Source organism: Mesohalobacter halotolerans (genome assembly GCF_006120725.1).
Classification (GTDB): Bacteria; Bacteroidota; Bacteroidia; order Flavobacteriales; family Flavobacteriaceae; genus Psychroflexus; species Psychroflexus halotolerans.
Map to the genome: position 1 here is coordinate 158,431 of NZ_SWMU01000003.1, position 25,242 is coordinate 183,672.

Below are 25,242 nucleotides of genomic sequence, written 5' to 3' on the forward strand. Positions count from 1 at the left end.
TTTTATTTAAAATCGCAAAATTTTAATTTATTATTTAACATTTACTAATTGAACTTAAATTTAACAATTGGCTATCCCTAAAGCTAATCTTGTCATTCTATATTTGTAGCTTTAGTTAATTATGACAAAAAATCCACTAAATCTAAATCCCTTAAAAAACATCATTATTAAAGGGGCAAAAATGCACAACCTCAAAAATATTGATGTTGTCATTCCCAGGAATCAACTTGTTGTCATTACGGGTTTATCTGGTTCAGGCAAGTCTAGCCTAGCATTTGATACACTTTACGCCGAAGGCCAGCGACGATATGTAGAAAGCCTCTCATCTTATGCCAGACAATTTATGGGAAAGCTCAACAAACCTAAAGTTGAGGATATAAAAGGCATAGCCCCTGCCATTGCTATTGAGCAAAAGGTCAACAGCACCAATCCGCGTTCTACTGTTGGCACTACTACTGAAATTTACGATTATCTCAAATTACTTTACGCCAGAATTGGAAAAACCTACTCTCCTATTTCCGGAAAAATCGTCAAAAAAGATCGCGTTGCTGATGTTATTGACACAGTTAAAGGTATTGAAGAAAAAACAAAATTATTACTTCTTGCACCCATTAAAATTGATAAAAAACGCAAAATAAAAGACCATCTCAACGTCTTACTGAAACAAGGTTATAGCCGAATAATGTTTAAAGGTGAAATCATAAGGCTTGAAGAAGCCCTCAAAAAAAGAATTTCACGAAAAGATTTATTTCTTGTTGTCGACCGCATAGTGGTAAAACACAACGAAGATTTTTACAACCGTTTAGCCGATGCCTTTGAAAATGCCTTTTATGAAGGTCACGGTCACATCATCTTAAATAACCTTAAAACTGAAAATGAACAGAGATTCAGTAATGTTTTTGAACGTGATGGGATGAAATTTCTAGAGCCTAACATCCATTTGTTTAGTTTCAATAATCCATACGGCGCTTGCCCTGAATGTGAAGGCTACGGCGATGTCATTGGTCTGGATGAAGATTTAATCATACCTAATACGGGCTTGAGCATTTATGAAAATGCAATATATCCCTGGCGTGGTGATTCTTTAAGTTGGTACCGTGACCAATTGGTCAAAAATGCCCATCACTTTGATTTCCCGGTACATAAACCTTACCACAAACTTTCTGAATCACAAAAAAACTTACTTTGGGAAGGCAATGAATACTTCAAAGGACTCAACGCATTTTTTAAGAAACTTGAAGCCAAATCTTATAAAATCCAAAATCGGGTGTTATTGTCGCGCTATCGTGGTAAAACCAAATGTAAGACTTGTCAAGGTAAGCGCTTAAGACCTGAGGCCAATTACGTCAAAATTCAAGACAAAAGCATTTCAGACCTAGTAGACTTACCACTTCATAAAGTGCTTCAGTTTTTTAAAAGTCTCGAATTGTCGGACCACGACAAAATGGTCTCTAAACGACTTTTAAAAGAAATCACTACACGGCTTCAATTTTTAATGGATGTGGGGTTAAGTTATTTGACACTCAACCGAAAATCAAATACATTATCGGGTGGCGAATCGCAACGCATTAATTTGGCAACCTCACTTGGGAGTAGTCTTGTCGGCTCGATGTATATTCTAGACGAACCCTCTATTGGTCTACATTCACGCGATAGTGAACGACTTATAAAAGTTTTAAAAAACCTAAGAGATCTTGGCAACACCGTGATTGTGGTCGAACACGATGAAGACATTATGAAATCAGCCGATTTAATCATAGATATCGGACCAGAAGCAGGCGTTCACGGTGGTGAAGTTGTCGCTTATGGTGAATTTGAAAAGGTTTGTAAATCAAAATCTTTAACCGGTCAATATTTGAGTGAGAAACAATCAATTGAAGTACCGAAACAAAGACGTCAAATCAAAAAACAATTGCTCATTAAGGGTGCTCGCACCAATAATTTAAAAAATATTGATGTTAAAATTCCCTTGAACATGTTGACCTTAATAACCGGCGTTTCGGGTAGTGGCAAAAGCACTTTGGTCAAAAATATTTTATATCCAGCACTTAGTAAAGCTTTGGGGATACACGGCCGCAAAACAGGTCAGTTTGATACTCTTGAAGGCGATATAAAAAGTTTGAAACAAGTTGAATATATCGATCAAAACCCTATTGGTCGGTCATCGCGATCCAACCCTGTAACCTATGTCAAAGCCTATGATGATATCCGCAATTTGTTTGCCAAACAAAAATTATCAAAACTTAGAAATTTTAAAGCCAAGCACTTTAGCTTTAATGTAGATGGCGGTCGATGCGAAAAATGTCAAGGCGAAGGCGAAATCACCATAGAAATGCAATTTATGGCCGATGTGCATATTCTTTGTGATGCTTGTCAAGGCAAGCGTTTTAAACCCGAAGTCATTGAGGTAAAATATGAAGACAAATCCATAGATGATATCCTGAGTATGAGTATTGATGAAGCTATGGACTTTTTTGAAGATCATAACCAAGATAAAATCGTAAAAAAACTTCAACCGCTTCAAGACGTAGGCTTAGGCTATGTGGCTTTAGGGCAAAGTTCTTCTACCCTATCGGGTGGTGAAGCTCAACGTATCAAATTAGCCACATTTTTAGGTAAAAGCCAGAAAGCGCAGAATACATTATTTATTTTTGACGAACCTACAACTGGCCTGCACTTTCACGATATCAAAAAATTGTTAAAATCTTTTGAGGCTTTAATCGAAAAAGGACATTCAATAGTGGTAATAGAGCATCAACTCGACTTGATAAAATGTGCTGATTATATTATAGACCTCGGCCCTGAAGGTGGTGAAAATGGTGGTGACTTAATGGCTGCTGGAGAACCAGAAGAAGTCATAAAATCAAAACAATCGCTGACGGCAAAATATTTAAAAAGTAAGTTGAACGCATAAAATAAAAATTCAGCATTGGCAGTTATCCACTTATAGTAAAAAACTGCAGCAATTGGCTTTTTTTAAAACCTGATTTAAATACCAGCTAAAACCTAATTACCAATATTATTTTATTTGACATAAAGTCTTGTTTTTAAGTATAAAAAGTTTATTTTTGCACCCGTTTAATTTAAAACTATAATTATGAACCAGTACGAAACTGTTTTCATTTTGAATCCCGTTTTATCTGAAGACCAGATAAAGGAAACAGTCAAAAAGTTCGAAGATTATTTATCTTCACAAGGTGCAGAAATGGTGCACAAAGAAGATTGGGGCCTCAAAAAATTGGCTTACCCTATCGAAAACAAAAAAAGTGGTTTCTACCGTTTATTAGAATTTAAGGTAAAACCTGAAATCATCGACAACTTTGAGATGATGATGAGACAAGACGAGCGTGTGATGCGTTTCTTAACTGTAAAGTTAGACAAATATGCCATAGAATGGGCAAGAGAACGCGTAAAACGAACCAAACAAAAAGCTTAAGCCATGTCAAAAATTGAAGAACAATCTAAAGAAAAAAATGAAGGCGAAATCAGATATTTGACGCCTCTTGATATTGAAACTAAAAGTAAAAAACGTTTTTGCCGTTTCAAAAGAGCGGGTATAAAATACGTCGATTACAAAAACGCAGATTTCTTGATGGAATTTGTAAACGAACAAGGTAAAATCCTACCTAGACGTCTTACTGGAACTTCTTTTAAATACCAAAGAAAAGTAGCCCAAGCTGTTAAACGCGCAAGACACTTAGCCTTAATGCCTTACGTAGGTGATTTACTTAAATAAAACCGAACAAACATGGAACTTATACTGAAAAAAGACATTGAAAATTTAGGTTTTGCTGATGATGTAGTCACTGTTAAAAATGGCTATGGCCGCAATTATTTAATACCGCAAGGCTATGCTGTTTTAGCAACTTCATCGGCCAAAAAAGTTTTGGCAGAAAACTTAAAGCAACGCGCTCATAAAGAAGAAAAAGTCATTAAAGAAGCTAAAGAAGCCGCTTCAAAACTTGACGGTTTAGAACTCAAAATTTCAGCTAAAGCTGGTGCTGGTGATAAACTTTTTGGAAGTATTACCAACGCCAACTTAAGCGAAGCTTTAGCCGATAAAGGTGTAGAAATTGACAAAAAATTCATTTCTATATTTGGTGGTAATATTAAAAGGTTAGGACAATATGAAGCTAAAATCAGATTCCATAGAGAAGTTGTGGTAGATTTTACGTTTGATGTTGTCGCTGAAGCTTAAAACATTTTTTGTTATTTATTGATAAAACCTCGTCAATTGACGAGGTTTTTTTATATAAACTCTTTAAGCTTATAGGAAATATTTTTAAATTTCATTAAATTGCCATTTTATATACTATGCAAAGCTCCACCACCTCAATACATGAAGAAGAGCGACTAAAAGCGCTGAAGTCTCTTGATATTCTCGATAGTCAACCTGAAAAGGAATACGATGAGTTGACAGAATTAGCTGCATATATCTGTGACGCACCTATAGCACTTATTAGTCTAATTGATAAAGACCGGCAATGGTTTAAGTCTAAAATCGGTTTTGATGCATGTGAAACTGAACGCGAGATTTCGTTTTGTACACACGCGATCAATCAAACCAATGAGATTTATGAAATAGAAGATGCCTCATCACATGATCTTTTTAAAGATAATCCATTTGTAATTGAAAAGGGCGTAAAATTTTATGCCGGAACACCTTTAATTCACCATAATGGACATGCACTTGGTACAATTTGTGTCATTGATTACAAACCCAAATCACTAACTGACAAACAAAAACTTGCCCTAAAAAACTTAGCTAACCAAGTTGTTAAACTTTTTGAATTGCGTTTTAAAAATGAAAACCTAAGAGAAGCGCAACGCAATTTAAAAGAGAAAAATACACAATTAAAAAACTTTGCAGGTGTGGTTTCTCACGATATGAAAATGCCCCTGGCCAATATTATTGTAACTATTGATATTTTAAAACGTAAATACAATAAAGTATTAGACGAAGCGGGTTTTGATTATCTCAACAATTTGAAGCAGTCCGCTTTTAAAATGAGTGATTACATCAGCAACATACTCACTCACTATGAAAGTGATGAAATCACCGAAAAACAGTCCAAAGAAAATATTGACGTTCACGAACTTCTCGAGGATGTTATAGAATTGCTAGATGTCAACGATAACTGTGATATCAATTTACCAGCAGACAACATACAGCTCAAATGCAACAAAACAGCTATAGAACAAATTCTTCTCAACTTGTTGGGAAATAGTTTAAAATATAACGACAAAGAAAAAATTATAGTAGATATCGATGTTTCTGAAGATGAGCATTACTATTATTTCAGCGTTAAAGACAATGGTATTGGCATTCCTAAAGAAAAGCAAAAAGATATTTTTAAATTATTTTCAACTGTAGCTGAAAAAGATCGTCGCGGTCAAAAAGGCAATGGTATTGGCTTATCTACCGTTCGTAAATTAATCAATAATCTAGGTGGTACTATAGATGTAGAGTCTGAAAAAGGTGTTTATACAAAAATCTCATTTAGTATTGAGAAATGTAGTTGAGTTTGGTTTGTTTACAACCCCAATACTTATCTTTGCCTAAACGCCTGTAAAATTAAGTATGCAATTTTATCATCCTGAACTTCTATTTGGATTATTGGCGCTGGCTATCCCTGTTATAGTTCATCTTTTTCAATTAAGAAAATTTAAAACTGAGCCATTTACCAATGTGGCTTTGCTCAAAAAGCTTATAATATCATCTCGTAAAAGTTCAAAGCTTAAAAAATGGTTAAGTCTCATCACAAGATTGCTCATTATCACGTGTTTAGTTTTGGCTTTTGCGCAACCTTACTTCTCAGATACAACTGTTGAAAGTCAACAAAATCAAATCGGTCTTTTTATAGATAATTCCTACAGTATGGCATTAAATGGTCAAAATACTGTGCTTTTCAATCAAGCTAAAGGAGACCTCCTTAAAGCCCTTCCAGAAAATGAAAAATTTCACATTGCCACACATGATCAAACTTTAAAAAATGTAACCCCTGAAGAATTTGAATCTTGGATTTACGATCTGGATTACAGTCCTTATAGCTTAGACCTTAAAGGTGTAATCGACAAAACGAAAAGCCTTTATCAAGCTCATCCCAATCAATCTAACGAACTGATTATATTATCAGATTTTCAAATTTTTGAAGAATTTAATACGACAAAACTCGATTCAGTTTACAACTACCATTTTGTCAAATATCAAGCTAAGGAACAGATTAACTTCAGCATAGATACAGCTTATCTGAACACCTCAGCAGAAGGAAAAACTTTAATTTTTAAAGTATCAGCGTCTACTCAAACAACTCAAAACCTCCCAATATCGGTTTATGATGGTCAAACTTTACTTGGTAAATTCAGTTTAAATTTTGAAAACGCAACTCATAAAACTTATAGTTTTGATATTCAGCAGGATCAAATTTTAAAAGGCTTAATTCAAATTGAAGATTCTAGCCTCAACTTTGACAATCAACTCTTTTTCTCAATGGCTAAACCTGAAAAAATTAAAGTTCTAGTCATTTCAAATCAGCCTTCAGCCTATCTGGACAAAGTTTATAACAATGATAGGTTTGATTATCAACAAGTTTTAATAAACAATTTAGAATATGCTGAAATCAGTCAAGCTGATGTTATCATCCTTAATGAGCTTCAAAGTATACCAAGTGCTTTAAGGTTGAACTTAGAAAGTCAATATATCAGCAACAAAATAGTTGGTATCGTTCCCGGAAAGGAAATCAATTTGATGAGTTATAATAGTTTATTTAACAAATTAAACCTCAAGCCTTATGACAAAATAAATTCTACTACTATAAAACTGACTACAATAGTGTTTGAACACCCAGTATTTAAAAATGTATTTACTAAAAATGTTGAAAATTTTGACTATCCAAGTTTTGACACCTATTTTGAAAGTCCAAATCCAGAAAAAGCTTTAGCTTTTAGTAACGGCCTTGCTTTCTTGGAGTCCCAAGACAATGTTTTCAGATTTAATGCAGCTATACAAGACAATTCAAATTTTAAACAGTCACCTTTAACGGTTTTAAGTTTTTATAATTTAGCTTTACAAGCTCAAAATAAAGCTCAACTTTATGCAAATGTTGGTCAAAAATATCAACTGAATATAAAAACCCAACTCAACGCCGATGAAGTTTTAAGTCTCTCTAAAGATGATTACAAATTTATACCAAGACAAACTGCAAAAGGTCAAAATATCGAGCTTGAGTTTAACGATAATCCTAAGTTTCCAGGACATTATGCCTTGACAAACCCACAAATAGACACACTAGGTTTTTTGGCATTTAATCTGGATCGTAAAGAAAACCAATTTAAATATTTAGATTTTTCAACATCAGATTATTTTAAGGCTTACGACAACTTTGAAGCTTATGCTCAAAATTTGGCTCAAAGTCAAGAGTTTAAAACTTTATGGCAATGGTTTATCGCATTTGCATTGATATTTATGTTTATTGAGTTACTTTTGTTGAGATTTATTAAATAAGACTTCATGAGATTGCTTATCAAATCGGCAAAAATTGTAGACTCCAAAAGTCCTTATCACCTTCAACAAAAAGATATACTTATTGAAAATGGTATCATCAAAGCTATAGAAAATAGCATTGACCAAACAGCTGATAATGAAATACACATTAAACATCTTCATGTTTCTCAAGGCTGGTTTGACTCTTCCGTATCTTTTGGCGAACCGGGTTTTGAAGAACGCGAGACTTTAAAAAATGGTTTAGACACTGCTATGAAAAGTGGCTTCACGAGTGTCATCCTCAATGCCAATACCAAACCCATAATCGACAACGCAGCTCTAGTACAATATTTAAAAACCAAAACTCAAAACCATATTGTTCAGGCTTTAATTTCTGGCGCTTTAACAGAACAGTCAAAAAATGAACAACTTGCAGAATTGTTTGATATGCATCAACATCATGCAGTTGTCTTTGGCGATTATAAAAAAGGAATCAATAGTGCTAACTTACTAAAGCTGGCTTTGCAATATGTAAAAGGTTTTGGTGGTTTGGTGCAAGTTTTTCCCATAGAAAATAGTTTAAGCCAACAAGCACAAATGCACGAAGGTCTTATTAGCACAAGTCTTGGACTAAAAGCTCTACCACGCATGGCTGAAGTTATCCAACTAAAAAGAGACTTAGATTTATTAAAATACACAAATTCAAAAATTCATTTTTCTTGTATTTCGACAGCTGAATCTGTTGAACTGATTAAAAAAGCCAAAAAAGAAGGCTTAGAAGTCACATGTAGTGTCGCCATCTCAAATCTCATTTACACAGCTGAGAAATTGGGAGATTTTGATAGCCGATATAAAGTTTGGCCACCTTTGAGAGAAACCTCAGACCAAAAGGCACTAATTAAAGGACTAAAATCTGGTATTATAGATATGGTAACCACCGACCATCAACCTTTAAATATCGAGCTCAAGAAGACGGAGTTTGAACATGCTGCTTTTGGAAGTATAGGCTTAGAATCTGCATTTGGGGTTTTAAATGAAAAACTCGGTTTAGAAGATACCATCAGCTATCTTACACGCGGTAAATCTCGCTTTAACCTATCTACATCACCTATTGATGTTGGGCAAAATGCCGATTTAACTTTACTAGATCCAAAAGCCCAATGGACATTTTCAGAAACTGATATTTTTTCTAAATCAAAAAATGCTATTTTCTTAGGAGAAAAAATGAAAGGAAAAGCTTTAGGAATTATTAATAAAAATCAGTTTTATGTCTCAGAATCCTAGTGGAAAGTCAGCTGCTATTGTTGCTTATTTTACTATTATTGGCAGCATTATTGCTATTTTTATGAATTCAGAACACCGCTATAAGTTTGCGCGATTTCATATTCGCCAAGCTTTTGGCATCCATTTCATTTTTATAGTTTTTGCGCCATTAGCAAGTGGATTTAATAACTGGATGATTACCTTTTCCCTTTATATTTTTTATATGGTACTTTGGTTTTTTGGTTTTTTTAATGCGATATCCAACAAGACTCAAGCCATTCCAATTTTAGGAAATCTATTTCAAAAAATATTTAAAGCCCTGTAAATGACTACCAAAGATTTAAGCTTAACGCATCTTATTGAACCTTCTAAGTTAAATCAAGCTTCACCACTCATCCTAATGCTTCATGGATATGGAAGTGACGAGAAAGACTTGTTTGCATTTGCCAATTATTTGCCCGATAACTATACGGTGATTTCTGTAAGGGCACCTTACCCTATGCAACCCATGGGCAATGCTTGGTACGCTATAAATTTTGATGCCGATGCCAATAAATTTAGTGACACCAAACAAGGCATAGAATCTAGAGAAAAGATAAAAATGTTTCTTTCTGAAGCCATTGATGCATACTACATCAACCCCAAAGAGGTTACATTATTTGGCTTTAGCCAAGGTACAATTTTAAGTTTTGCTACCGCCCTAACCTATCCATATTTAGTCAAAAACATTATTGGCTTAAGTGGATATATCGACAAAAACATGATCGATTTAGCCGATAAGGAAGCCTTAAAACACCTTCGGGTTTTCAGTTCTCATGGTTCAGCAGATCAGGTGATTCCTGTAGAATGGGCAAGAAAAACACCGGATATTTTAAAGTCTTTAAGCATAGATTGTGAGTTTAAGGAATTTCCCGTTGGTCACGGAGTCAACCAAGATAATTTTCAAGCCGTATTAGATTGGCTGAAAAGGCATTAAGAAGAGCTTTGCTTAAACATTTTATTAATCACAAAAACATGGGGAAATGTTATCGCAGCCAAAAAGGAAAACAAAAGCGCTTCAAAAATCCTTGTATCCTTAAAAAGTAAATAGAAAACAACTAAACCTATAATAGAAATAACCCAATACCAAAATGCTTTTTTAAGGTATTTTAAAATATTAGATTTATTTACCTCTCCATAAATAAAGTGAATTTGATCATTGAGTGATGGAATGCTATGCCACAACACAAAATAAATTGAAAAAGCCCATATCAAATCACTAACTCTAAAGATAATGGTCAATACCAAGAGATATAAGATTTGTTCTGCCAATTGCGTTTTAAAATGCGTTGTGGTTTTGAAGAAATAAAAACCTAAAGCAATTAAAATAATACCTATTCCTAATAGTAAGTATTGTAGAAAATCTAAAGTAATCGGAACCTTAGTAATATCTGTGATGATCTTTTCAACCTCTGTCTGGTGAAACATAAATATTAAGCCAAATATTAAACAGCCATAACAAAACTCAAAAATAAACTTTGGTATTTTAGAACCTTCTTGAATGATATTATGCCAATGCTGTTCTCCAAAATGATAGGCACTAAACAAAATGAAAAGTATAATTGCGATTGATGGAAAAAAAGTAAAAAACAAGGCAAAACATAAGACAACTGTTAAATATATGCCAATTAATTTTATTAAAGGTTTGTTTTTCAATGACTTATGAGCATTTGGTATGATTACGATATCGTTTGCGCCGTGAATAATACCAAAACTTAAAATTAAAAATAAGCCCAATAAATAAAGCCCTTGCGAGGGTATGTAGGAATTAAGCCATAATGTAACAAAACTCAATACTATAGAATAATGATAAATTTTCATTTGTTTAATTAAATAGATTCTTAAAATTAAAAAAAAAATTAATTAATAAAATCATTTGTTTAAATAAAATATTATATTTGATAAACAAAAACTAAATTATAATACTATGAGAACTTTACTATTTTTAAGTGAAATGTCAAAGATTGCAAACGACGATTATGTCGGTTTTACATTCTTTGTAGGAAGTATGGCTATGATGGCCGCTTCAGCTTTTTTCTTTTTATCATTAAGTCAATTTGATAAAAAGTGGCGTACCTCAGTACTAGTGTCTGGTTTGATTACATTTATCGCAGCTGTACACTATTTTTACATGAGAGATTATTGGGATGCTGTACAAGAATCACCAACATTCTTTAGATATGTTGACTGGGTGCTTACAGTACCTCTAATGTGTGTTGAATTTTTCTTAATCTTACGAGCAGCTGGTGCCAAGAAATCTTTAATGTGGAAATTAATCTTCTGGTCAGTTGTAATGCTGGTCACAGGTTACTTTGGTGAAGCTATAGCAATTGGTAACCCTACTATGCAATGGGTTTGGGGATTAATCTCTGGTATTGCATATTTTGTTATTGTTTATATTGTATGGTTTGGAGAAGCCAAAAAATTGGCAGTATCAGCCGGAGGTAGTGTTTTAACCGCACACAAAATACTATGTTGGTTTGTGTTAGTAGGTTGGGCAATCTATCCATTAGGTTATATATTAGGTACCGAAGGTGGTTTGTTTGGCGTACAACTAGTCTCAGATATTGATGCAGCTCAACAAGCTATGAATGTTGTGTACAATATTGGTGATGCTGTAAACAAAATTGGATTTGGTTTAGTCGTTTTCTCTCTAGCTGTGAGTTCTACTTCTAAATCTTAATTTATTGTTGTTTGATTTTTTTGACAAGCTTCAAGCTCTGCTTGAAGCTTGTTTATTTTACTCTCCTTTTGCTTTAAAACCTTTTGGCCATTGACATAAATAAATAAACTCAACAGGATAGTAAAGAAAAATAAAAACATAAATATTTTTTCTCTCATGAGATATCAATTTTTAAATTATCGTATGCTAAAAAGACATTTTCTGGCAATTCCTGCTGCACTTCATCGTGGAATCCCATATGATGACTTATGTGAGTAAAATATGCCTTTTCGGGTTTTAAAATATTGACAATCTCTATTGCTTGATCAAGATTAAAATGTGAATGGTGTTCCTTTCTTCGTAAAGCATTTAATACAAGTACTTTTAATCCTTTTAAGTTTTCTATTGAATTTGCAGGTATTGTTTTGGCATCTGTGATATATGCAAAATCGTCGATACGAAAACCATAAACCTGAAGGTTCCCGTGATAAACATTTATAGGAATTACAGTTTTATCTCCTAGATCAAAAGGTTTGTCTTTTATAATATTAATATCCAAAGTTGGTGCGCCTGGATATTTATTTTGAACTGAAAATACATATTCAAAACGTTTTTTGAGTTCATTTAAAACCCTTTGATGCGCATAAATCGAAATATCGCCTTGTCTGAAATAAAACGGTCTTACATCATCAAGTCCTACGACGTGGTCATTGTGTTCATGGGTAAATAAAATACCATCTAGCTTATCAATAGGATTTGCTAACATTTGTTGTCTAAAATCTGGACCACAATCTACCACATAAGCATAGTTACCCCATTCTATTAATACAGATACTCTCAGCCTTTTGTCTTTTGGATTTTCACTTAAACAAACAGGATGCTTACTGCCGATTATTGGAATGCCTTGTGATGTACCGGTACCTAAAAATGTTACTTTCAAAAGCCTTATTTTTTCACAAAAATAGGTATTATTTTTTGTAAGCTTATGCAATTAATTATCTTTGTTTTAAGCAAAATCAAACCTACTAAATCTTCAGAAATGGCTGTTTCAATCGATGGTGACCAAGACTTTGACAAAGTTCTCTCTATTAAAAACAAAGCTTTACGCGTAAATTTAAACAAAAACATTTACGGCACTTTTGCAGAAATTGGCGCCGGACAAGAAACCGTAAGAAATTTTTTTCGAGCCGGTGGTGCCAGTGGAACCATTGCAAAAACCATGAGTGCTTATGATAAGGACTTTAGTGATGCCATTTATGGGACCGAAGCTGACAGACGATATGTTACAGAAAACCGGTTGCAAAAGATGCTTGATCACGAGACGAGACTTATTGAAGAACGTATCATCAGACGTAAGCATCCCGATAAATTATTTTTTACTTATGCCAATACCGTAACAACCATTGATTTTGCTAAAAAGTACAAAGGCCACGGCTGGGTAGGTATAAAATACCAAGTCAAGCCTGACGAAGCTTACAATAAAATCGTTTTACACATAAGGTTTAAGGAAAATGATGCCAAGCATCAACAAATTACACTTGGTGTCTTAGGTGTAAATTTAATATACGCTGCCTATTATAATCACGATAGCGCGAGAAATATCTTAAGAAACTTGTACAATCACTTGGATAAAGATCAGCTGGAGATTGATACCATAAACTTTTCTGGTCCTCGATTTATAAATGTAGACAATCGCTTGATGAGCTTACAATTGGTAAAAAACAATATGACAGATGCAGTCATGTTTGCTCCTAGCGGTAACAATGTTTTACCTGCAAGTGTATTGTATAAAAAAAATATCCTAGCTCTTCGCGGTAGTTTTAGACCTGTGACCAATGTCAATATGGATATTTATAAAAATTCTCTAGAATTATTTCAAAAAGAAAGAAAAGTAGATGACAAGCAAACCCAGGTTGTTTTTGAAATAACATTATCAAACCTCAGGGCCGAGGGAGAAATTAATGAAGAGGATTTTCTTGATCGCGCCGACTTATTATGTAATCTTGGACATACCGTGATGATTTCAAATTTCCAAGAATACTATAAGCTCGTCGAGTACTTTTCCAACTATACTAAAGAAAGAATGGGCATTGCCATGGGTGTAAATAATCTCATTGATGTCTTTGACGAACGCTATTACAGACATCTCAGTGGTGGTATTTTGGAAGCTTTTGGTAAACTTTTCTTTAAAGACCTCAAGGTCTATCTATATCCTTACAAAGACCCGGATACCGGTAATATCATTAACAGTGAAAACTTAAAAGTTCACCCGAGAATGAAAGAACTCTACAAGTTCTTTAAAAATAATGGTCGTGTTGTCGATATTGAAGACTACGACGAAGATAACCTCGGAATCTTTTCTAGAGAAGTCTTGCAAATGATTGCTGAAGGCGAAAAAGGCTGGGAAGACAAACTACCAAAACAAACTGCAGAAATGATAAAAAGCCAAAATCTGTTTAAACGCGATTACAAAAAAGCCGATAAAGTAGGATATAATATTTCGTAGTGAATACCTTGTGATTTAATCCAAACATCTCAGAACACTTTACAAAAATATAATTCCAATTATATCGTTATTATTGCAATTCTATTTTTGTCTTATTAAATGCATTTAAAAGCGCGTTGGTTTTGTAGTTTAATTTTCCTTATCCCGATTTTAGCTTCAGCTCAAATCGGTGGACAAAATACATATCAATTTCTCAATCTGCCCGTTTCACCCAGACATGCAGCGCTGGGTGGTAAAAATGTTACACTCAATAATTACGATCCGTCATCTGCTTTAAACAATCCAGCGCTGATTAACTACAAAATGGACAACCAGCTGGCAGTCAACTATATGAATTTTGTCGGTGACATCAATTACGGTACCGCTTCGTATGCTTATTTGTTTGATCGTCGCACACGGGTTTTACAAGCTGGCATCACATACATCAATTACGGCAGCTTTGATGGGTTTGACGAAAATGCGAATTCTACTGGGACTTTTACCGGTAATGAAGCGGCACTATCAATAGGTTATCAGCAAAAACTGGGACGCTCAGATTTTCACCTCGGAGCCAATGTCAAATTCATTACTTCAAAACTTGAAAACTTTACTTCATTTGGTATCGCCTCAGACATTGGCTTATCTTACAAATACGACCGATGGAATTTAATTGTTTCGGGTGTAGTGAGAAATTTAGGCTATCAAATTAAGCCCTTCAACGAAATAAGAGAAGATTTACCACTTGAAGTTGTCCTTGGGGTCTCTCAAAAATTTCGCAAGCTCCCTTTTAGGTGGCATATCACCATCGAAAATGTTCAAGAATGGGATATTGCATTTGGAAACTCTGCCAGAGATGAAGTCGATTTAAATGGCAACGTCACAGAAGATGATCCTGGGTTTTTTGCCAATATTACAAGAAGAACCATATTGGGCATTGAGTTCTTTCCAGATAGTGGTTTTAATATTCAATTAGGCTATAACCTGAGAAGAGCTGAAGAATTAAGAATTGAAGATCAACGCTCGTTTGCCGGCTTAAGTGGCGGTTTGAGCATTAAGTTTAATAAAGTCAGAATCAATTATAGTTATACCCGTTTTAACCGCGCTGCCAATACCAGTTTTTTTGGTGTCAGTATAGACCTTAGTCGCTAACAAGTTACATTTTTTTCAATCGAATAGTTTTATGCATCAACATTTAACCAGGTAGTAATTAAAACAACTAACTTACAAATGTTTGCTTTACAAAAAGCTTTTGAAATTTACAATTGGCATCAATGAGTCTTGTAGAATATCTAAAACCTTAGTGTTAATATCTTTCAAACTATTTTAATGTAACAAAAGTTGCTGCATCACAACCTTTGCTTTTCTATTTTTGTAATCGAATTATGCTGTAAATGGAAATAATTGAAGTTTTAGGTTTTTTTGGAGCTTTTGTAATAGGTATTGTACTGGGACTTATTGGTGGTGGTGGTTCAATACTTACCGTACCCGTGTTGGTGTATATGCTTTATGAAGATCCAGTAGTAGCAACAGCATATTCACTTTTTGTTGTAGGGACTGCAAGTTTAGTTGGTGCTTTTCAAAATATGCAGAAAGGGCTTGTGGGTATCAAAACCGCTGTTGTTTTTTCTATTCCAGCGTTTATTGCTGTTTATGCCACTAGAAAATATGTGGTCCCTGCACTTCCTGAATCACTATTTAGCATCTCAGGGGTTGAAATCACAAAGGACATGGGAATCATGTTATTTTTTGCGCTCATTATGCTTTTGGCTTCTTATTCTATGATTAAGGAGAGGAAAATAAAGACTACTAATGAAAAAGTGAGTTATAATTTCCCACTTATCATTGCAGAAGGAATCGTTGTTGGCATACTAACAGGAATTGTTGGAGCAGGTGGTGGATTTCTTATAATCCCAGCTTTAGTTTTACTGGCCAAACTACCTATGAAGAAAGCTGTAGCTACTTCTCTGTTGATTATAGCTGTGAAATCTCTAATTGGTTTTTTGGGTGATGTACAAAATCTTGATATTGATTGGACATTTTTAAGCCTTTTTACTGGATTATCTGTTATAGGCATTTTTGTTGGTGTCTGGCTCAATAAATTTATAGATGGTAAAAAATTGAAGAAAGGCTTTGGCTGGTTTGTCCTTGTGATGGGGCTTTATATTGTGTTTAAGGAATTTACACATTAAGTAAAAGTTAAATAAACAAAAGGGTTGAAACTATTTGATTGAAAAATTAACACTCAATTTACTGATTTAAGGAAAGCTTAACTATCAATTGTAACTATTGTTACTAAATATTCAATAGTTATTTCTTATATTTGTGTATAAATTAAAAATTACTAGTTATGGAAGAATTAAAACAAGTAAACAACTTAGATCAAGGCATTCACATGCCAAGAATAGGTGATCAAGCTCCAGATTTTGAAGCTGTGACAACAACTGGAAACATTAAAATGTCAGAATTTGCTAAGGATAAATGGACGGTTATGTTTTCACATCCTGCAGACTTTACACCTGTATGTACAACTGAAATGAGTGGTTTTGCTGTTCGTAAAAAAGAATTTGAAGCTTTAAATACAGAACTTTTGGGTTTAAGTATTGATTCGATTCACTCGCATATTGGTTGGGTAGACAGTGTAAAAGAAAATACTGGTGTGTACATGGATTTTCCAATTATAGCAGATATTGATATGAAAGTATCAAAGCTTTATGGAATGCTTCAGCCAAATGAAAGTGAAACTTCAGCAGTAAGAGCAGTTTTCTTTATTGACCCAACAAAGAAAATAAGGTTGATCATGTATTATCCACTAAACGTAGGTAGAAATATGGATGAAATCTTAAGAGCACTTGAGGCCCTTCAATTTTCAGATGAAAATGGTGCAGCATGCCCATTGGACTGGAAGAAAGGCGAAAAGGCCATTGTTCCACCACCAAAAAACCTAAAAGCTTACGAAGACAGAATAGCAGATGAATCTCTTGAAAAAACAACTTGGTATTTAGCCAAAAAACAATTTTAGAGAGACCATATTTATAATAAAGAAAGTGAAGGCTTGTCCTTCACCTTCTTTATTTTTATGAAAAAGAATTACCAATAAAATAAATAACCGTATGCAAATCAAACAATTTACAGACAAAGCTTTAGCCCATTATTCATATGCAATACTGAGTGGTGAAAAAATAGCATTAATTGACCCTGCAAGAAACCCGCAACCCTATTATGAATTCGCTGAGAAACATAATGCTAAAATTGTTGCTGTTTTTGAAACACACCCTCATGCAGATTTTATAAGCAGCCACTACCAAATTCACAAAGAAACTGATGCTAAAATATACGTAAGTAAAGACCTTGGTGCAGAATATCCTCACGAAACTTTTGATGAAGGCGATAAATTGACATTAAATGATGTTCAATTCTCTGCCATCAATACACCTGGGCATTCACCTGATAGTATTTGCATATTAGCCGATCATAAAGAAACCTCTAAAAAAGCTTTATTTACTGGTGATACACTTTTTATAGGTGATGTAGGTCGACCTGACCTTCGTGAGGACGCTGGAAACATGAAAGCTACAAGAGAGTCATTGGCAAAAGCTATGTACCACACCGTGCAAAACAAATTTTCTGATTTACCCGATGAAACCTTAATTTATCCCGCTCACGGAGCAGGAAGTTTATGCGGTAAGAACATGAGCGATGCTTCGTCAAGTACACTTGGAAATGAGCGAGTTGGTAATTGGGCATTCAAAATCCAAACTGAAGTAGAATTTGTCAATGAACTATTAAACGATCAACCTTTTATTCCATCATATTTTGGTTTTAACGTTGACACCAATAAAGGTGGACCTGAAAACTTCATGTCCAGTATATGGTCTGTACCTTTAAAACTGAGTGTTTCAAACATTAATAAAGATCATCTTATCATTGATACACGTGATTTTGATAACGAATCAAGTCATTTACCTAACAGCATAAATATAATGGCACGTGACGAAAATGACACTTTCGAAACATGGCTCGGTGCAATTGTAAAACCAAATGAAAAATTTTACTTAGTCATAAATAGTGTTCAAGATTACCAATACATATTGGATAGAGTCGCAAGAATAGGCTATGAAAACCAGATTGTATCGGTGATAACTTTAGCAAAAAATTTTAAAGAACATACTAAAACTCTAGATTTAAAAAAATTTAAATCAAATCCTGATGATTATACAATTATCGACATACGTAACCACAGTGAAGTGAGTGATGGCAAATATTTTGAAAATGCATTGCATTATCCCTTAAACAATTTAAGAGAGAATGCGAAAGATATTTCTGTAGATAAACCTATAGTTGTTCATTGTGCCGGAGGCTACAGAAGCAGAGCAGGTTTTGGTATTATCAAAAACATGAAGCCAGATGCTGAAGTTTATGATTTAAGCTTTGCAGTGTCAGATTTTAGTTCTTAAATCTTTATGTGTCAATGAGGTGATTTATCTCAATTAACAAATTCCAAAATAAAGATTATAGTTATAAGATAAATTGTAATTTTATAATCAATAAAAAAAAATTAAATACTAGCTATGGATAAGTTTGATGTTTTGATTATAGGTTCAGGACCAGGAGGTTATGTAGCGGCTATTCGTTGTGCTCAACTTGGACTAAAGACTGCAATCATAGAAAAATATGCTACTAAAGGTGGTACTTGCCTAAATGTAGGTTGTATTCCTTCAAAAACACTACTCGACTCGTCTCACCATTATGAAGATGCTCTTAAGCATTTTGAAGATCACGGTATTGAAATTAATGGAGATGTGAAGCTCAATTTTAAAAAAATGATGGAACGAAAAAGTAGCGTCGTTGAGCAAACCACAAAAGGTATTGATTTTTTAATGGATAAAAACGAAGTCACTTCTTTTGAAGGTGTTGGATCTTTCAAAGATAAAACCCACATTATCATCACGCATAATGATAAAGAAACTACCGAAATAGAAGCTAAAAACACCATTATTGCTACAGGAAGTAAACCTAATTCATTACCATTTATCGATATTGATAAAGAGCGCATCATCACCTCTACCGAAGCCTTATCGCTTAAAGAAGTTCCTAAACACATGGTTATGATCGGAGGTGGTGTCATCGGTTTAGAGTTGGGTCAAGTTTATAAAAGACTTGGCTCGGAAGTGACTGTAATAGAATACATGGACAGAATCGCACCTGTCATGGACAAAGCCATGAGCAAGGAATTAATGAAAGTGATGAAAAAGCAAAAAGTAAAATTTGCACTTTCTCACCAAGTAAAAGCTGTAGATAGAGATGGTGATAAAGTCATTATTAAAGCGGATAATAAAAAAGGTGAAGAGGTGACTTTTGAGGGCGATTACTGTTTAGTGTCTGTTGGCAGAAAACCATTCACAAAAGGATTGAACGCAGATAAAGCCGGTGTAAAAATTAATGATAAAGGTCAAGTAGAAGTCAATGAGAAATTACAAACCAATGTGGAAAACATTTATGCTATAGGTGATGTGGTTAAAGGCGCCATGTTGGCACACAAAGCTGAGGAAGAAGGGAGTTTTGTCGCAGAAGTCATCGCCGGACAAAAGCCACATATAGACTACAATTTAATTCCAAATGTGATATACACTTGGCCTGAGGTTGCATCTGTCGGCAAAACAGAAGAACAACTTAAGGATGAAAGTATCGATTATAAATCAGGACAATTCCCTATGCGGGCTTTAGGGCGAAGTCGAGCAAGTGGCGATGTTGATGGATTAGTCAAAATTCTTTCAGATAAAGAAACAGACGAAGTTCTCGGTGTTCATATGATTGGAGCCAGAGCCGCTGACTTGATTGCTGAAGCCGTTACAGCAATGGAATTTAGAGCCAGTGCTGAAGATATGGCTAGAATGAGTCATGCGCATCCGACCTATGCTGAGGCTGTAAAAGAAGCAGCACTTGCAGCTACTGAAGACAGAGCAATTCATATATAAATTATCAAACAATAATTAAAATGAAGAACCTAATTTTATTCATCGCTTTAATTTCAACATCTGCAATTATAGCTCAAGATTATCCAAAATCTTTACCGGAGTTTGAAATTTGGAATCAGAATAATGAAAAATTTAGTCAAGATGATGTCTCAACTGAGTCGTATTCCTATTTTGTCTATTTTAACCCAACTTGTAGACATTGTCAAACAGCCTTTAAAACTTTAAATCTACACGTAGATAAGCTTAAAAACGCCAGAGTAAAATTATATCCTGTTTCTACTAAAGGCCAAAAGGAAACCCTTGAATTTTTTAAAGGATTTGCTCCAAAATTATTGGACTTAAGCAACATTCAAATACTACTTGAAGATGATTACAAATTTGCAGATGTGTTTTTTGTTGGCTCCTATCCTACTGCATATTTATACGATAAACAACACAAATTAATTAAAGTCTATAAAGGTGAAGGAGAAATCATGGGGTTTTTAGATGAAATTAAGTAAATATATAAAGTAAGATTTTTTATTAAGCCTTCAAATTATAAAAAAATTTGAAGGCTTTTTTATGCAACTCATCTTGGTATATTTACAGCTCAGTAAATTATACTTTTACAACCTTAACTTTCCTATGATATTTGAATAAAAAAATTATGAAAGCCAGAGACATTTTTCAAGCCATTGTTAGATATGCTATTTTATCAATTATCACATCTGCTTTTATTCGCGTAATCAACTTTATTTCTTCAGGGTATGAAATTGAGGTATTGCTCAATTTTAAGTACTTTGTTGTAAGCTTTATGTATGCCTTCATTATCACTATTGTCAATGTGTTGGGGTTTAAGTTTTTATATTCTAAATATTCCTGAGAAGCGCATGCAAAAAAATTAGTCATTATTGGTATTGTAGGTTCTGTTTTATGGTCTACACTTGCTTTTTTTATCGCTCGTTTCTCTCATTTAGTCTTTATAGAAGGACTAAGTGTTGAGCAATTCCTGGAGAATGAGTATTTTTTGAATTATGTATTTTCAATGCTTATTGCTTTTGTGGTCACGCTAGCGTTTCACGCCTTTTATTTTTATAAAGCCTTACAAGACGCTAAACTCAAAGAAAAAACCTTCGAATCTGAATCTAACTCCGCTAAATTTGACGCCTTAAGAAATCAACTCGATCCACATTTTTTATTCAATAGTTTAAATGTATTGAGCGCATTAATTGACGAAGATCCTGACAAAGCACAGGATTTTACTATTGGTTTATCTCAAGTTTACCGTTATGTCCTCGATCAAAAAAACAAAGATTTGGTCAACCTCATTGATGAAATAAAATTCGCTCGAACTTATCTTAATTTATTGATGATGCGGTTTGAAGATAGTATCAATGTTAATATTGATGAGAAGGCAACAAAAATAGAAGCTAAAGTTGTACCGCTTTCTTTACAACTTTTGCTGGAAAACACTATTAAGCACAATCAAATCTCAGAAAAAAAACCACTTGACATAAATATCTTTATTGAAGATGACATGCTGGTGATTGAAAACAATTATCAACCAAAACTAGCATCAACCCGTCAAAAACGAAACGGTATTGGGCTGGATAATATCCGGTCAAGGTACAAACTCTTTACTGATAAAAAATGTGTGGTAACGCAAACCGAAGATATATTTTCTGTAAAATTACCTTTAGTTCAACTTGAAATCGATTAATCATGATTAAAGCAATTATAGTATAAGACGAAAAACCAGCCGCAAGACGCCTAACAAAATTATTGGCTGATTTTAATATAAAAATTCAATCCACTTTACATAGCCTTTCTGATGCTCAACATTGGCTGGACAGACATTCGGATCCTGATCTTATCTTTCTTGATATCCAGCTCAGCGACAGGCTTTCGTTTGAGCTGTTTAAAAACAGGACTATAAACTCTGCCATTATTCTCACCACAGCTTACGATGAATACGCGCTCAAAGCGTTTAAAGTGAATAGCATTGATTACTTACTCAAACCCATTGATAAAGCCGAACTTCAATCGGCTATTGAACAATTTGAATCAAATCATAAAAAGACTGATCTGAGTTTTCAGGATATTAAATCTCTATTTGAAAATAAACTTCAGGATAAAAATTACAAAGAACGATTTACGGTAAAAGTCGGAGAGCATTTAAAAGTCTTTGAAACTGAGGAAATTGATTGTTTTTTAAGCGAGCATAAAATCTCTTACCTGCTCACCACACAGGGACGACGATATCCGCTTGAAAAAAGTCTGGAAGAGATTGACGGCTTAGTCTCTCCTAAATCATTTTTTAGAATCAACAGAGCTTACATCATCCATATCAACGCCATTAAAGATATTATCAGTTACTCTAATAGTCGCTTGAGAATTGTATTGCGACAAGACATAGATGAACCTTTGATTGTCAGTCGGGAACGGGTAAAGGATTTTAAGCAATGGTTGGATGGTTAATTTGATGATTTGATGATTTGATGATTTGAAGATTTGAAAATTTGAAAATTGGGTTATTATAAAATCAAAAAACTTCTCGACTAAACAAACCGCCATTGCGAAAGTGGAGTAGGGCTGAAAGCCATACGATACTTGAAGCAATCTCAACAATTTGAGGAGTAACGGCAATTCAACTTAAATTACTTTAGACTGCCGCAATCGTTATACGCCTTCGCAGTGACGTTGATAATTTATCACTGTAGCAATTTGAAAATTCGAAGATTTTTTAAATAACAAACAGATACTAGAGAAAAGAAAATAAAAACCAGAAAACTAAGTTCCAAGAGCAAATGCGATTCGGGATGAAACTTGAAACTTATAACCTTACAACCTCAACTCCCCAAAAACTGACCAACATCATAATCTAAATATCAAGCTAGCCTTATGTTTGCAAGGTGAACACTCAAGAAACACAACAATGCTACCACTGTGGCGATCCTTGTCAGCCGACAGATATTGAAGCTTATGACAAACATTTCTGCTGTCATGGTTGCAAAACTGTTTATGAAATCTTTTCAGAAAACAACCTCAGTTGTTATTATGATCTTGAAGATACACCGGGCCAAACACCACCTGAAATAGAAGGCAAATACGATTTCTTAGACCAAGCCGAAATAGTAGAAAAATTAGTTGAGTTTAATGATGGTGAAACGCAAATTGTCAACTTATATATTCCGCATATCCATTGTAGTTCATGTATTTGGATTTTAGAAAATTTGAATAAGTTAAATCCTCATATCAGCAATTCCCAAGTCAATTTTCCAAAGAAAACCGTTCAAATTCAATACAATTGTGCAAAAACAAATCTGAAAGCTGTTGTTAACCTATTGACTTCCATTGGTTATGAACCCTATATCAGTTTAGAAGATATGGATAAACCTGACCGCAAAATAGACCGTTCACTGATTTACAAAATTGGTGTTGCGGGTTTTGCCTTTGGTAATGTCATGTTTTTATCTTTTCCTGAATATTTTGAAGTTTCAGAGTTTTGGCTTGACCAATACAAACCCGTTTTTAGATGGTTGATGTTTGCATTTTCTTTACCTGTGGTTTTTTACGCCGCTCAAGACTATTTCAAATCGGCTTTTAGCATACTCAAAACCAAACAACTTAATATTGATATTCCTATAGCTCTTGGTATTGCTACGCTTTTTATCCGTAGCACTGTAGAAATCAGCTTTAGTCTAGGTTCTGGATTTTTTGACAGTTTGACTGGTTTGGTTTTTTTCTTATTACTTGGAAAGTTTGTGCAACAAAAAACCTATAATTTTTTGTCTTTTGAAAGAGATTACAAGTCTTATTTTCCTATTGCAGTTACCAAAATTGAAAACAAAACTGAAGCAAACATCAAAGTAAGTGATATTAAAGCTGGTGATAAACTTCTCATTAGAAATGCTGAACTCATTCCCGTTGATGGCATCTTGATGAATGGCGAAGCTCATATTGATTATAGTTTTGTGACTGGTGAAGAAAAGCCTGTTCACAAGACTTCAGGCGACAAGATATTTGCTGGTGGTAAACAAGTCGGGAGCTCCATAGAAATGACCGCAGAAAAATCTGTTGAACAGAGTTATTTGACTCAACTGTGGTCTAACAAAGCCTTCACTAACCAAAAACCTGAACACTATCAAACATTATTAGATAAAATCAGTAAACATTTTACAGTAGGTGTGCTAAGCATTGCCTCTGTATCAACACTCATTTGGCTATTGATCAATCCGAGTATGGCTTTAAATGTGTTTACAGCAGTCCTTATTATTGCTTGTCCATGTGCTATTGCGCTGGCAACACCTTTTACAATGGGAAATTTACTTCGTCTTTTCGGACAAAAAGGCTTTTATTTAAAAGACATCAAAAGTTTAGAACAACTCACCAGTATTGACCAAATTATATTTGATAAAACTGGAACATTAACCCAAAATAACGCCACTGAAATTACTTACGAAGGAAAAAGTATAACAAATGATGATAAAAACTTGCTTAAAAATACGCTGAGAAATTCTAACCATCCCTTAAGCCGTCAATTGTATCATTTTCTCCATAGCCAAGATATAATGACTGTAGATGATTATGAAGAACATCTCGGACAAGGCATAAAAGCCAGAATAAATAATCATAATGTAAAATTAGGTTCATCAAGTTTTGTCAATGCACCTCAAGAAAGCGAAAATTTTGAAACTGCGGTTCATTATAAAAACAATGAGCAATATAAAGGTAAATTTGTATTCAAAACCACCTACAGACAAGGTGTTCAAGATTTATTTCATCAACTGAAAAACGAATACAATTTGGCGGTCTTATCAGGAGATAACAAAGGAGAAAAAGCCTTTTTAGAACGATTCTTGCCGTCCAAGACACCATTATATTTTAACCAAAAACCAGAAGACAAATTAAATTATATCAAAGCACAGCAAGATAAAAAGCAAAAAATCATGATGATTGGCGATGGTTTAAACGATGCCGGAGCTTTAAAACAAAGTGATTTAGGCATTGCACTTTCAGAAAATATCAATGTGTTTTCGCCGGCTTGTGATGCTATTTTAGATGCTAAACACTTATCGCTTTTACCTAAATTTATTCATGCCGCACATCGTGGCATTAAAACCATCAAAATCAGTTTTGTATTATCTTTTCTTTACAATGTTATTGGGTTGTATTTTGCCGTTACTGGACAGTTAGAACCTGTGATTGCTGCTATTTTAATGCCTTTAAGTTCGATAAGTATTGTAGGTTTCACGACTGTGATGACGCATTTTATCGGAAAAAAGATTAAAGTTTAATCTACGATATTATTTTCTCTATAAATAACACTATAAGGAAATTATTATTAAAAAACTAT

General features: G+C 34.1%; 23 protein-coding genes and 1 pseudogene. 22 read left to right on the forward strand and 2 right to left on the reverse strand.

Going from position 1 to position 25,242, the window contains the following annotated elements; all coding sequences use genetic code 11:
- Positions 1–121: 121 nt before the first annotated feature.
- From uvrA to FCN74_RS07935, 9 genes are all read left to right on the forward strand, one after another.
- Positions 122–2,914, forward strand: a complete 2,793-nt coding sequence (gene uvrA, locus FCN74_RS07895; RefSeq protein ID WP_138932059.1) for an excinuclease ABC subunit UvrA — start codon at positions 122–124, stop codon at positions 2,912–2,914.
- A 183-nt stretch (positions 2,915–3,097) separates the two neighbouring features.
- The gene (rpsF, locus tag FCN74_RS07900) at positions 3,098–3,436 is read left to right on the forward strand and encodes a 30S ribosomal protein S6 (protein WP_138932060.1); all 339 of its coding nucleotides are present in this window, start codon (positions 3,098–3,100) and stop codon (positions 3,434–3,436) included.
- A gap of 3 nt (positions 3,437–3,439) precedes the next feature.
- On the forward strand, positions 3,440–3,736 hold the full coding sequence (gene rpsR / locus FCN74_RS07905; RefSeq protein ID WP_138932061.1) for a 30S ribosomal protein S18: 297 nt from the start codon (positions 3,440–3,442) through the stop codon (positions 3,734–3,736).
- Between the two features lie 12 nt (positions 3,737–3,748).
- Positions 3,749–4,198, forward strand: a complete 450-nt coding sequence (rplI, locus tag FCN74_RS07910; RefSeq protein ID WP_138932062.1) for a 50S ribosomal protein L9 — start codon at positions 3,749–3,751, stop codon at positions 4,196–4,198.
- A 116-nt stretch (positions 4,199–4,314) separates the two neighbouring features.
- Positions 4,315–5,523, forward strand: coding sequence for a sensor histidine kinase (locus tag FCN74_RS07915; RefSeq protein WP_138932063.1), 1,209 nt, complete (start codon positions 4,315–4,317; stop codon positions 5,521–5,523).
- 58 nt (positions 5,524–5,581) lie between these two features.
- Positions 5,582–7,504, forward strand: a complete 1,923-nt coding sequence (locus FCN74_RS07920; RefSeq protein WP_138932064.1) for a BatA domain-containing protein — start codon at positions 5,582–5,584, stop codon at positions 7,502–7,504.
- A gap of 6 nt (positions 7,505–7,510) precedes the next feature.
- The gene (locus tag FCN74_RS07925; RefSeq protein ID WP_138932065.1) at positions 7,511–8,767 is read left to right on the forward strand and encodes a dihydroorotase; all 1,257 of its coding nucleotides are present in this window, start codon (positions 7,511–7,513) and stop codon (positions 8,765–8,767) included.
- Positions 8,751–9,071 carry a hypothetical protein gene (locus tag FCN74_RS07930; protein ID WP_138932066.1) on the forward strand — a complete coding sequence of 107 codons (321 nt, stop codon included), beginning with the start codon at positions 8,751–8,753 and terminating at the stop codon, positions 9,069–9,071. The genes FCN74_RS07925 and FCN74_RS07930 overlap by 17 nt, the downstream gene beginning before the upstream one ends.
- Positions 9,072–9,722 (forward strand): alpha/beta hydrolase, encoded by a 651-nt coding sequence (locus FCN74_RS07935; protein WP_138932067.1) that lies wholly within the window; start codon positions 9,072–9,074, stop codon positions 9,720–9,722. It begins immediately after the preceding gene.
- Here the strand turns inward: FCN74_RS07935 and FCN74_RS07940 are convergent.
- Complete coding sequence (locus FCN74_RS07940; protein ID WP_138932068.1) at positions 9,719–10,606, reverse strand: Brp/Blh family beta-carotene 15,15'-dioxygenase; 888 nt, start codon at positions 10,604–10,606, stop codon at positions 9,719–9,721. The two genes, FCN74_RS07935 and FCN74_RS07940, sit on opposite strands and share 4 nt — an antisense overlap.
- Before the next feature lie 106 nt (positions 10,607–10,712).
- On the opposite strand from FCN74_RS07940, the gene FCN74_RS07945 reads away from it, so the two are divergent.
- A complete protein-coding gene (locus FCN74_RS07945) occupies positions 10,713–11,468 on the forward strand; it encodes a bacteriorhodopsin-like (RefSeq protein WP_138932069.1) in 756 nt (251 codons plus the stop codon).
- A gap of 154 nt (positions 11,469–11,622) precedes the next feature.
- Here FCN74_RS07945 and FCN74_RS07950 read toward each other — a convergent pair whose 3' ends face one another.
- Positions 11,623–12,387: an MBL fold metallo-hydrolase gene (locus tag FCN74_RS07950; protein WP_138932070.1), complete on the reverse strand. Its 765-nt coding sequence runs from the start codon at positions 12,385–12,387 to the stop codon at positions 11,623–11,625.
- Positions 12,388–12,486: 99 nt separating this feature from the next.
- Between FCN74_RS07950 and FCN74_RS07955 the strand changes: the two genes are divergently transcribed.
- The 12 genes and pseudogenes from FCN74_RS07955 to FCN74_RS08005 all read left to right on the forward strand — a co-directional run bounded on the left by FCN74_RS07955 (position 12,487) and on the right by FCN74_RS08005 (position 25,183).
- Positions 12,487–13,953 (forward strand): TonB-dependent receptor, encoded by a 1,467-nt coding sequence (locus tag FCN74_RS07955; RefSeq protein ID WP_138932071.1) that lies wholly within the window; start codon positions 12,487–12,489, stop codon positions 13,951–13,953.
- A 99-nt stretch (positions 13,954–14,052) separates the two neighbouring features.
- A complete protein-coding gene (gene porQ, locus FCN74_RS07960) occupies positions 14,053–15,081 on the forward strand; it encodes a type IX secretion system protein PorQ (RefSeq protein ID WP_138932072.1) in 1,029 nt (342 codons plus the stop codon).
- Positions 15,082–15,323: 242 nt separating this feature from the next.
- The gene (locus FCN74_RS07965) at positions 15,324–16,121 is read left to right on the forward strand and encodes a sulfite exporter TauE/SafE family protein (protein ID WP_138932073.1); all 798 of its coding nucleotides are present in this window, start codon (positions 15,324–15,326) and stop codon (positions 16,119–16,121) included.
- A gap of 158 nt (positions 16,122–16,279) precedes the next feature.
- Positions 16,280–16,951: a peroxiredoxin gene (locus tag FCN74_RS07970; RefSeq protein WP_138932074.1), complete on the forward strand. Its 672-nt coding sequence runs from the start codon at positions 16,280–16,282 to the stop codon at positions 16,949–16,951.
- Positions 16,952–17,042: 91 nt separating this feature from the next.
- Positions 17,043–18,386, forward strand: a complete 1,344-nt coding sequence (locus FCN74_RS07975; protein WP_138932075.1) for an MBL fold metallo-hydrolase — start codon at positions 17,043–17,045, stop codon at positions 18,384–18,386.
- Between the two features lie 114 nt (positions 18,387–18,500).
- Complete coding sequence (gene lpdA, locus FCN74_RS07980) at positions 18,501–19,907, forward strand: dihydrolipoyl dehydrogenase (RefSeq protein WP_138932076.1); 1,407 nt, start codon at positions 18,501–18,503, stop codon at positions 19,905–19,907.
- Positions 19,908–19,927: 20 nt separating this feature from the next.
- Entirely contained in the window at positions 19,928–20,407 is a 480-nt protein-coding gene (locus FCN74_RS07985; RefSeq protein WP_138932077.1) for a peroxiredoxin family protein, read from the forward strand.
- Positions 20,408–20,553: 146 nt separating this feature from the next.
- Positions 20,554–20,769, forward strand: a complete 216-nt coding sequence (locus tag FCN74_RS07990; protein WP_138932078.1) for a hypothetical protein — start codon at positions 20,554–20,556, stop codon at positions 20,767–20,769.
- A gap of 162 nt (positions 20,770–20,931) precedes the next feature.
- Positions 20,932–21,606, forward strand: a complete 675-nt coding sequence (locus tag FCN74_RS07995; RefSeq protein ID WP_138932079.1) for a sensor histidine kinase — start codon at positions 20,932–20,934, stop codon at positions 21,604–21,606.
- Positions 21,607–21,644: 38 nt separating this feature from the next.
- Positions 21,645–21,929: pseudogene (locus tag FCN74_RS12365) on the forward strand (LytR/AlgR family response regulator transcription factor); the annotation flags it as partial.
- Between the two features lie 57 nt (positions 21,930–21,986).
- On the forward strand, positions 21,987–22,364 hold the full coding sequence (locus tag FCN74_RS12370) for a LytR/AlgR family response regulator transcription factor (RefSeq protein ID WP_317128791.1): 378 nt from the start codon (positions 21,987–21,989) through the stop codon (positions 22,362–22,364).
- Positions 22,365–22,798: 434 nt separating this feature from the next.
- Positions 22,799–25,183, forward strand: coding sequence for a heavy metal translocating P-type ATPase (locus FCN74_RS08005; RefSeq protein WP_138932080.1), 2,385 nt, complete (start codon positions 22,799–22,801; stop codon positions 25,181–25,183).
- Positions 25,184–25,242 lie beyond the last annotated feature (59 nt).

Coding starts and splice junctions, on each gene's coding strand:
- FCN74_RS07955 (WP_138932071.1), top strand. CDS start 12,487: ATGGCTGTTTCAATCGATGGTGACCAAGACTTTGACAAAGTTCTCTCT.
- rplI (WP_138932062.1), top strand. CDS start 3,749: ATGGAACTTATACTGAAAAAAGACATTGAAAATTTAGGTTTTGCTGAT.
- FCN74_RS07990 (WP_138932078.1), top strand. CDS start 20,554: ATGAAAGCCAGAGACATTTTTCAAGCCATTGTTAGATATGCTATTTTA.
- lpdA (WP_138932076.1), top strand. CDS start 18,501: ATGGATAAGTTTGATGTTTTGATTATAGGTTCAGGACCAGGAGGTTAT.
- FCN74_RS07935 (WP_138932067.1), top strand. CDS start 9,072: ATGACTACCAAAGATTTAAGCTTAACGCATCTTATTGAACCTTCTAAG.
- FCN74_RS07975 (WP_138932075.1), top strand. CDS start 17,043: ATGCAAATCAAACAATTTACAGACAAAGCTTTAGCCCATTATTCATAT.
- FCN74_RS07985 (WP_138932077.1), top strand. CDS start 19,928: ATGAAGAACCTAATTTTATTCATCGCTTTAATTTCAACATCTGCAATT.
- rpsF (WP_138932060.1), top strand. CDS start 3,098: ATGAACCAGTACGAAACTGTTTTCATTTTGAATCCCGTTTTATCTGAA.
- FCN74_RS07945 (WP_138932069.1), top strand. CDS start 10,713: ATGAGAACTTTACTATTTTTAAGTGAAATGTCAAAGATTGCAAACGAC.
- FCN74_RS07940 (WP_138932068.1), bottom strand. CDS start 10,606: ATGAAAATTTATCATTATTCTATAGTATTGAGTTTTGTTACATTATGG.
- FCN74_RS07930 (WP_138932066.1), top strand. CDS start 8,751: ATGTCTCAGAATCCTAGTGGAAAGTCAGCTGCTATTGTTGCTTATTTT.
- FCN74_RS07925 (WP_138932065.1), top strand. CDS start 7,511: ATGAGATTGCTTATCAAATCGGCAAAAATTGTAGACTCCAAAAGTCCT.
- porQ (WP_138932072.1), top strand. CDS start 14,053: ATGCATTTAAAAGCGCGTTGGTTTTGTAGTTTAATTTTCCTTATCCCG.
- FCN74_RS07995 (WP_138932079.1), top strand. CDS start 20,932: ATGCTTATTGCTTTTGTGGTCACGCTAGCGTTTCACGCCTTTTATTTT.
- FCN74_RS07920 (WP_138932064.1), top strand. CDS start 5,582: ATGCAATTTTATCATCCTGAACTTCTATTTGGATTATTGGCGCTGGCT.
- uvrA (WP_138932059.1), top strand. CDS start 122: ATGACAAAAAATCCACTAAATCTAAATCCCTTAAAAAACATCATTATT.
- FCN74_RS07965 (WP_138932073.1), top strand. CDS start 15,324: ATGGAAATAATTGAAGTTTTAGGTTTTTTTGGAGCTTTTGTAATAGGT.
- rpsR (WP_138932061.1), top strand. CDS start 3,440: ATGTCAAAAATTGAAGAACAATCTAAAGAAAAAAATGAAGGCGAAATC.
- FCN74_RS07915 (WP_138932063.1), top strand. CDS start 4,315: ATGCAAAGCTCCACCACCTCAATACATGAAGAAGAGCGACTAAAAGCG.
- FCN74_RS07970 (WP_138932074.1), top strand. CDS start 16,280: ATGGAAGAATTAAAACAAGTAAACAACTTAGATCAAGGCATTCACATG.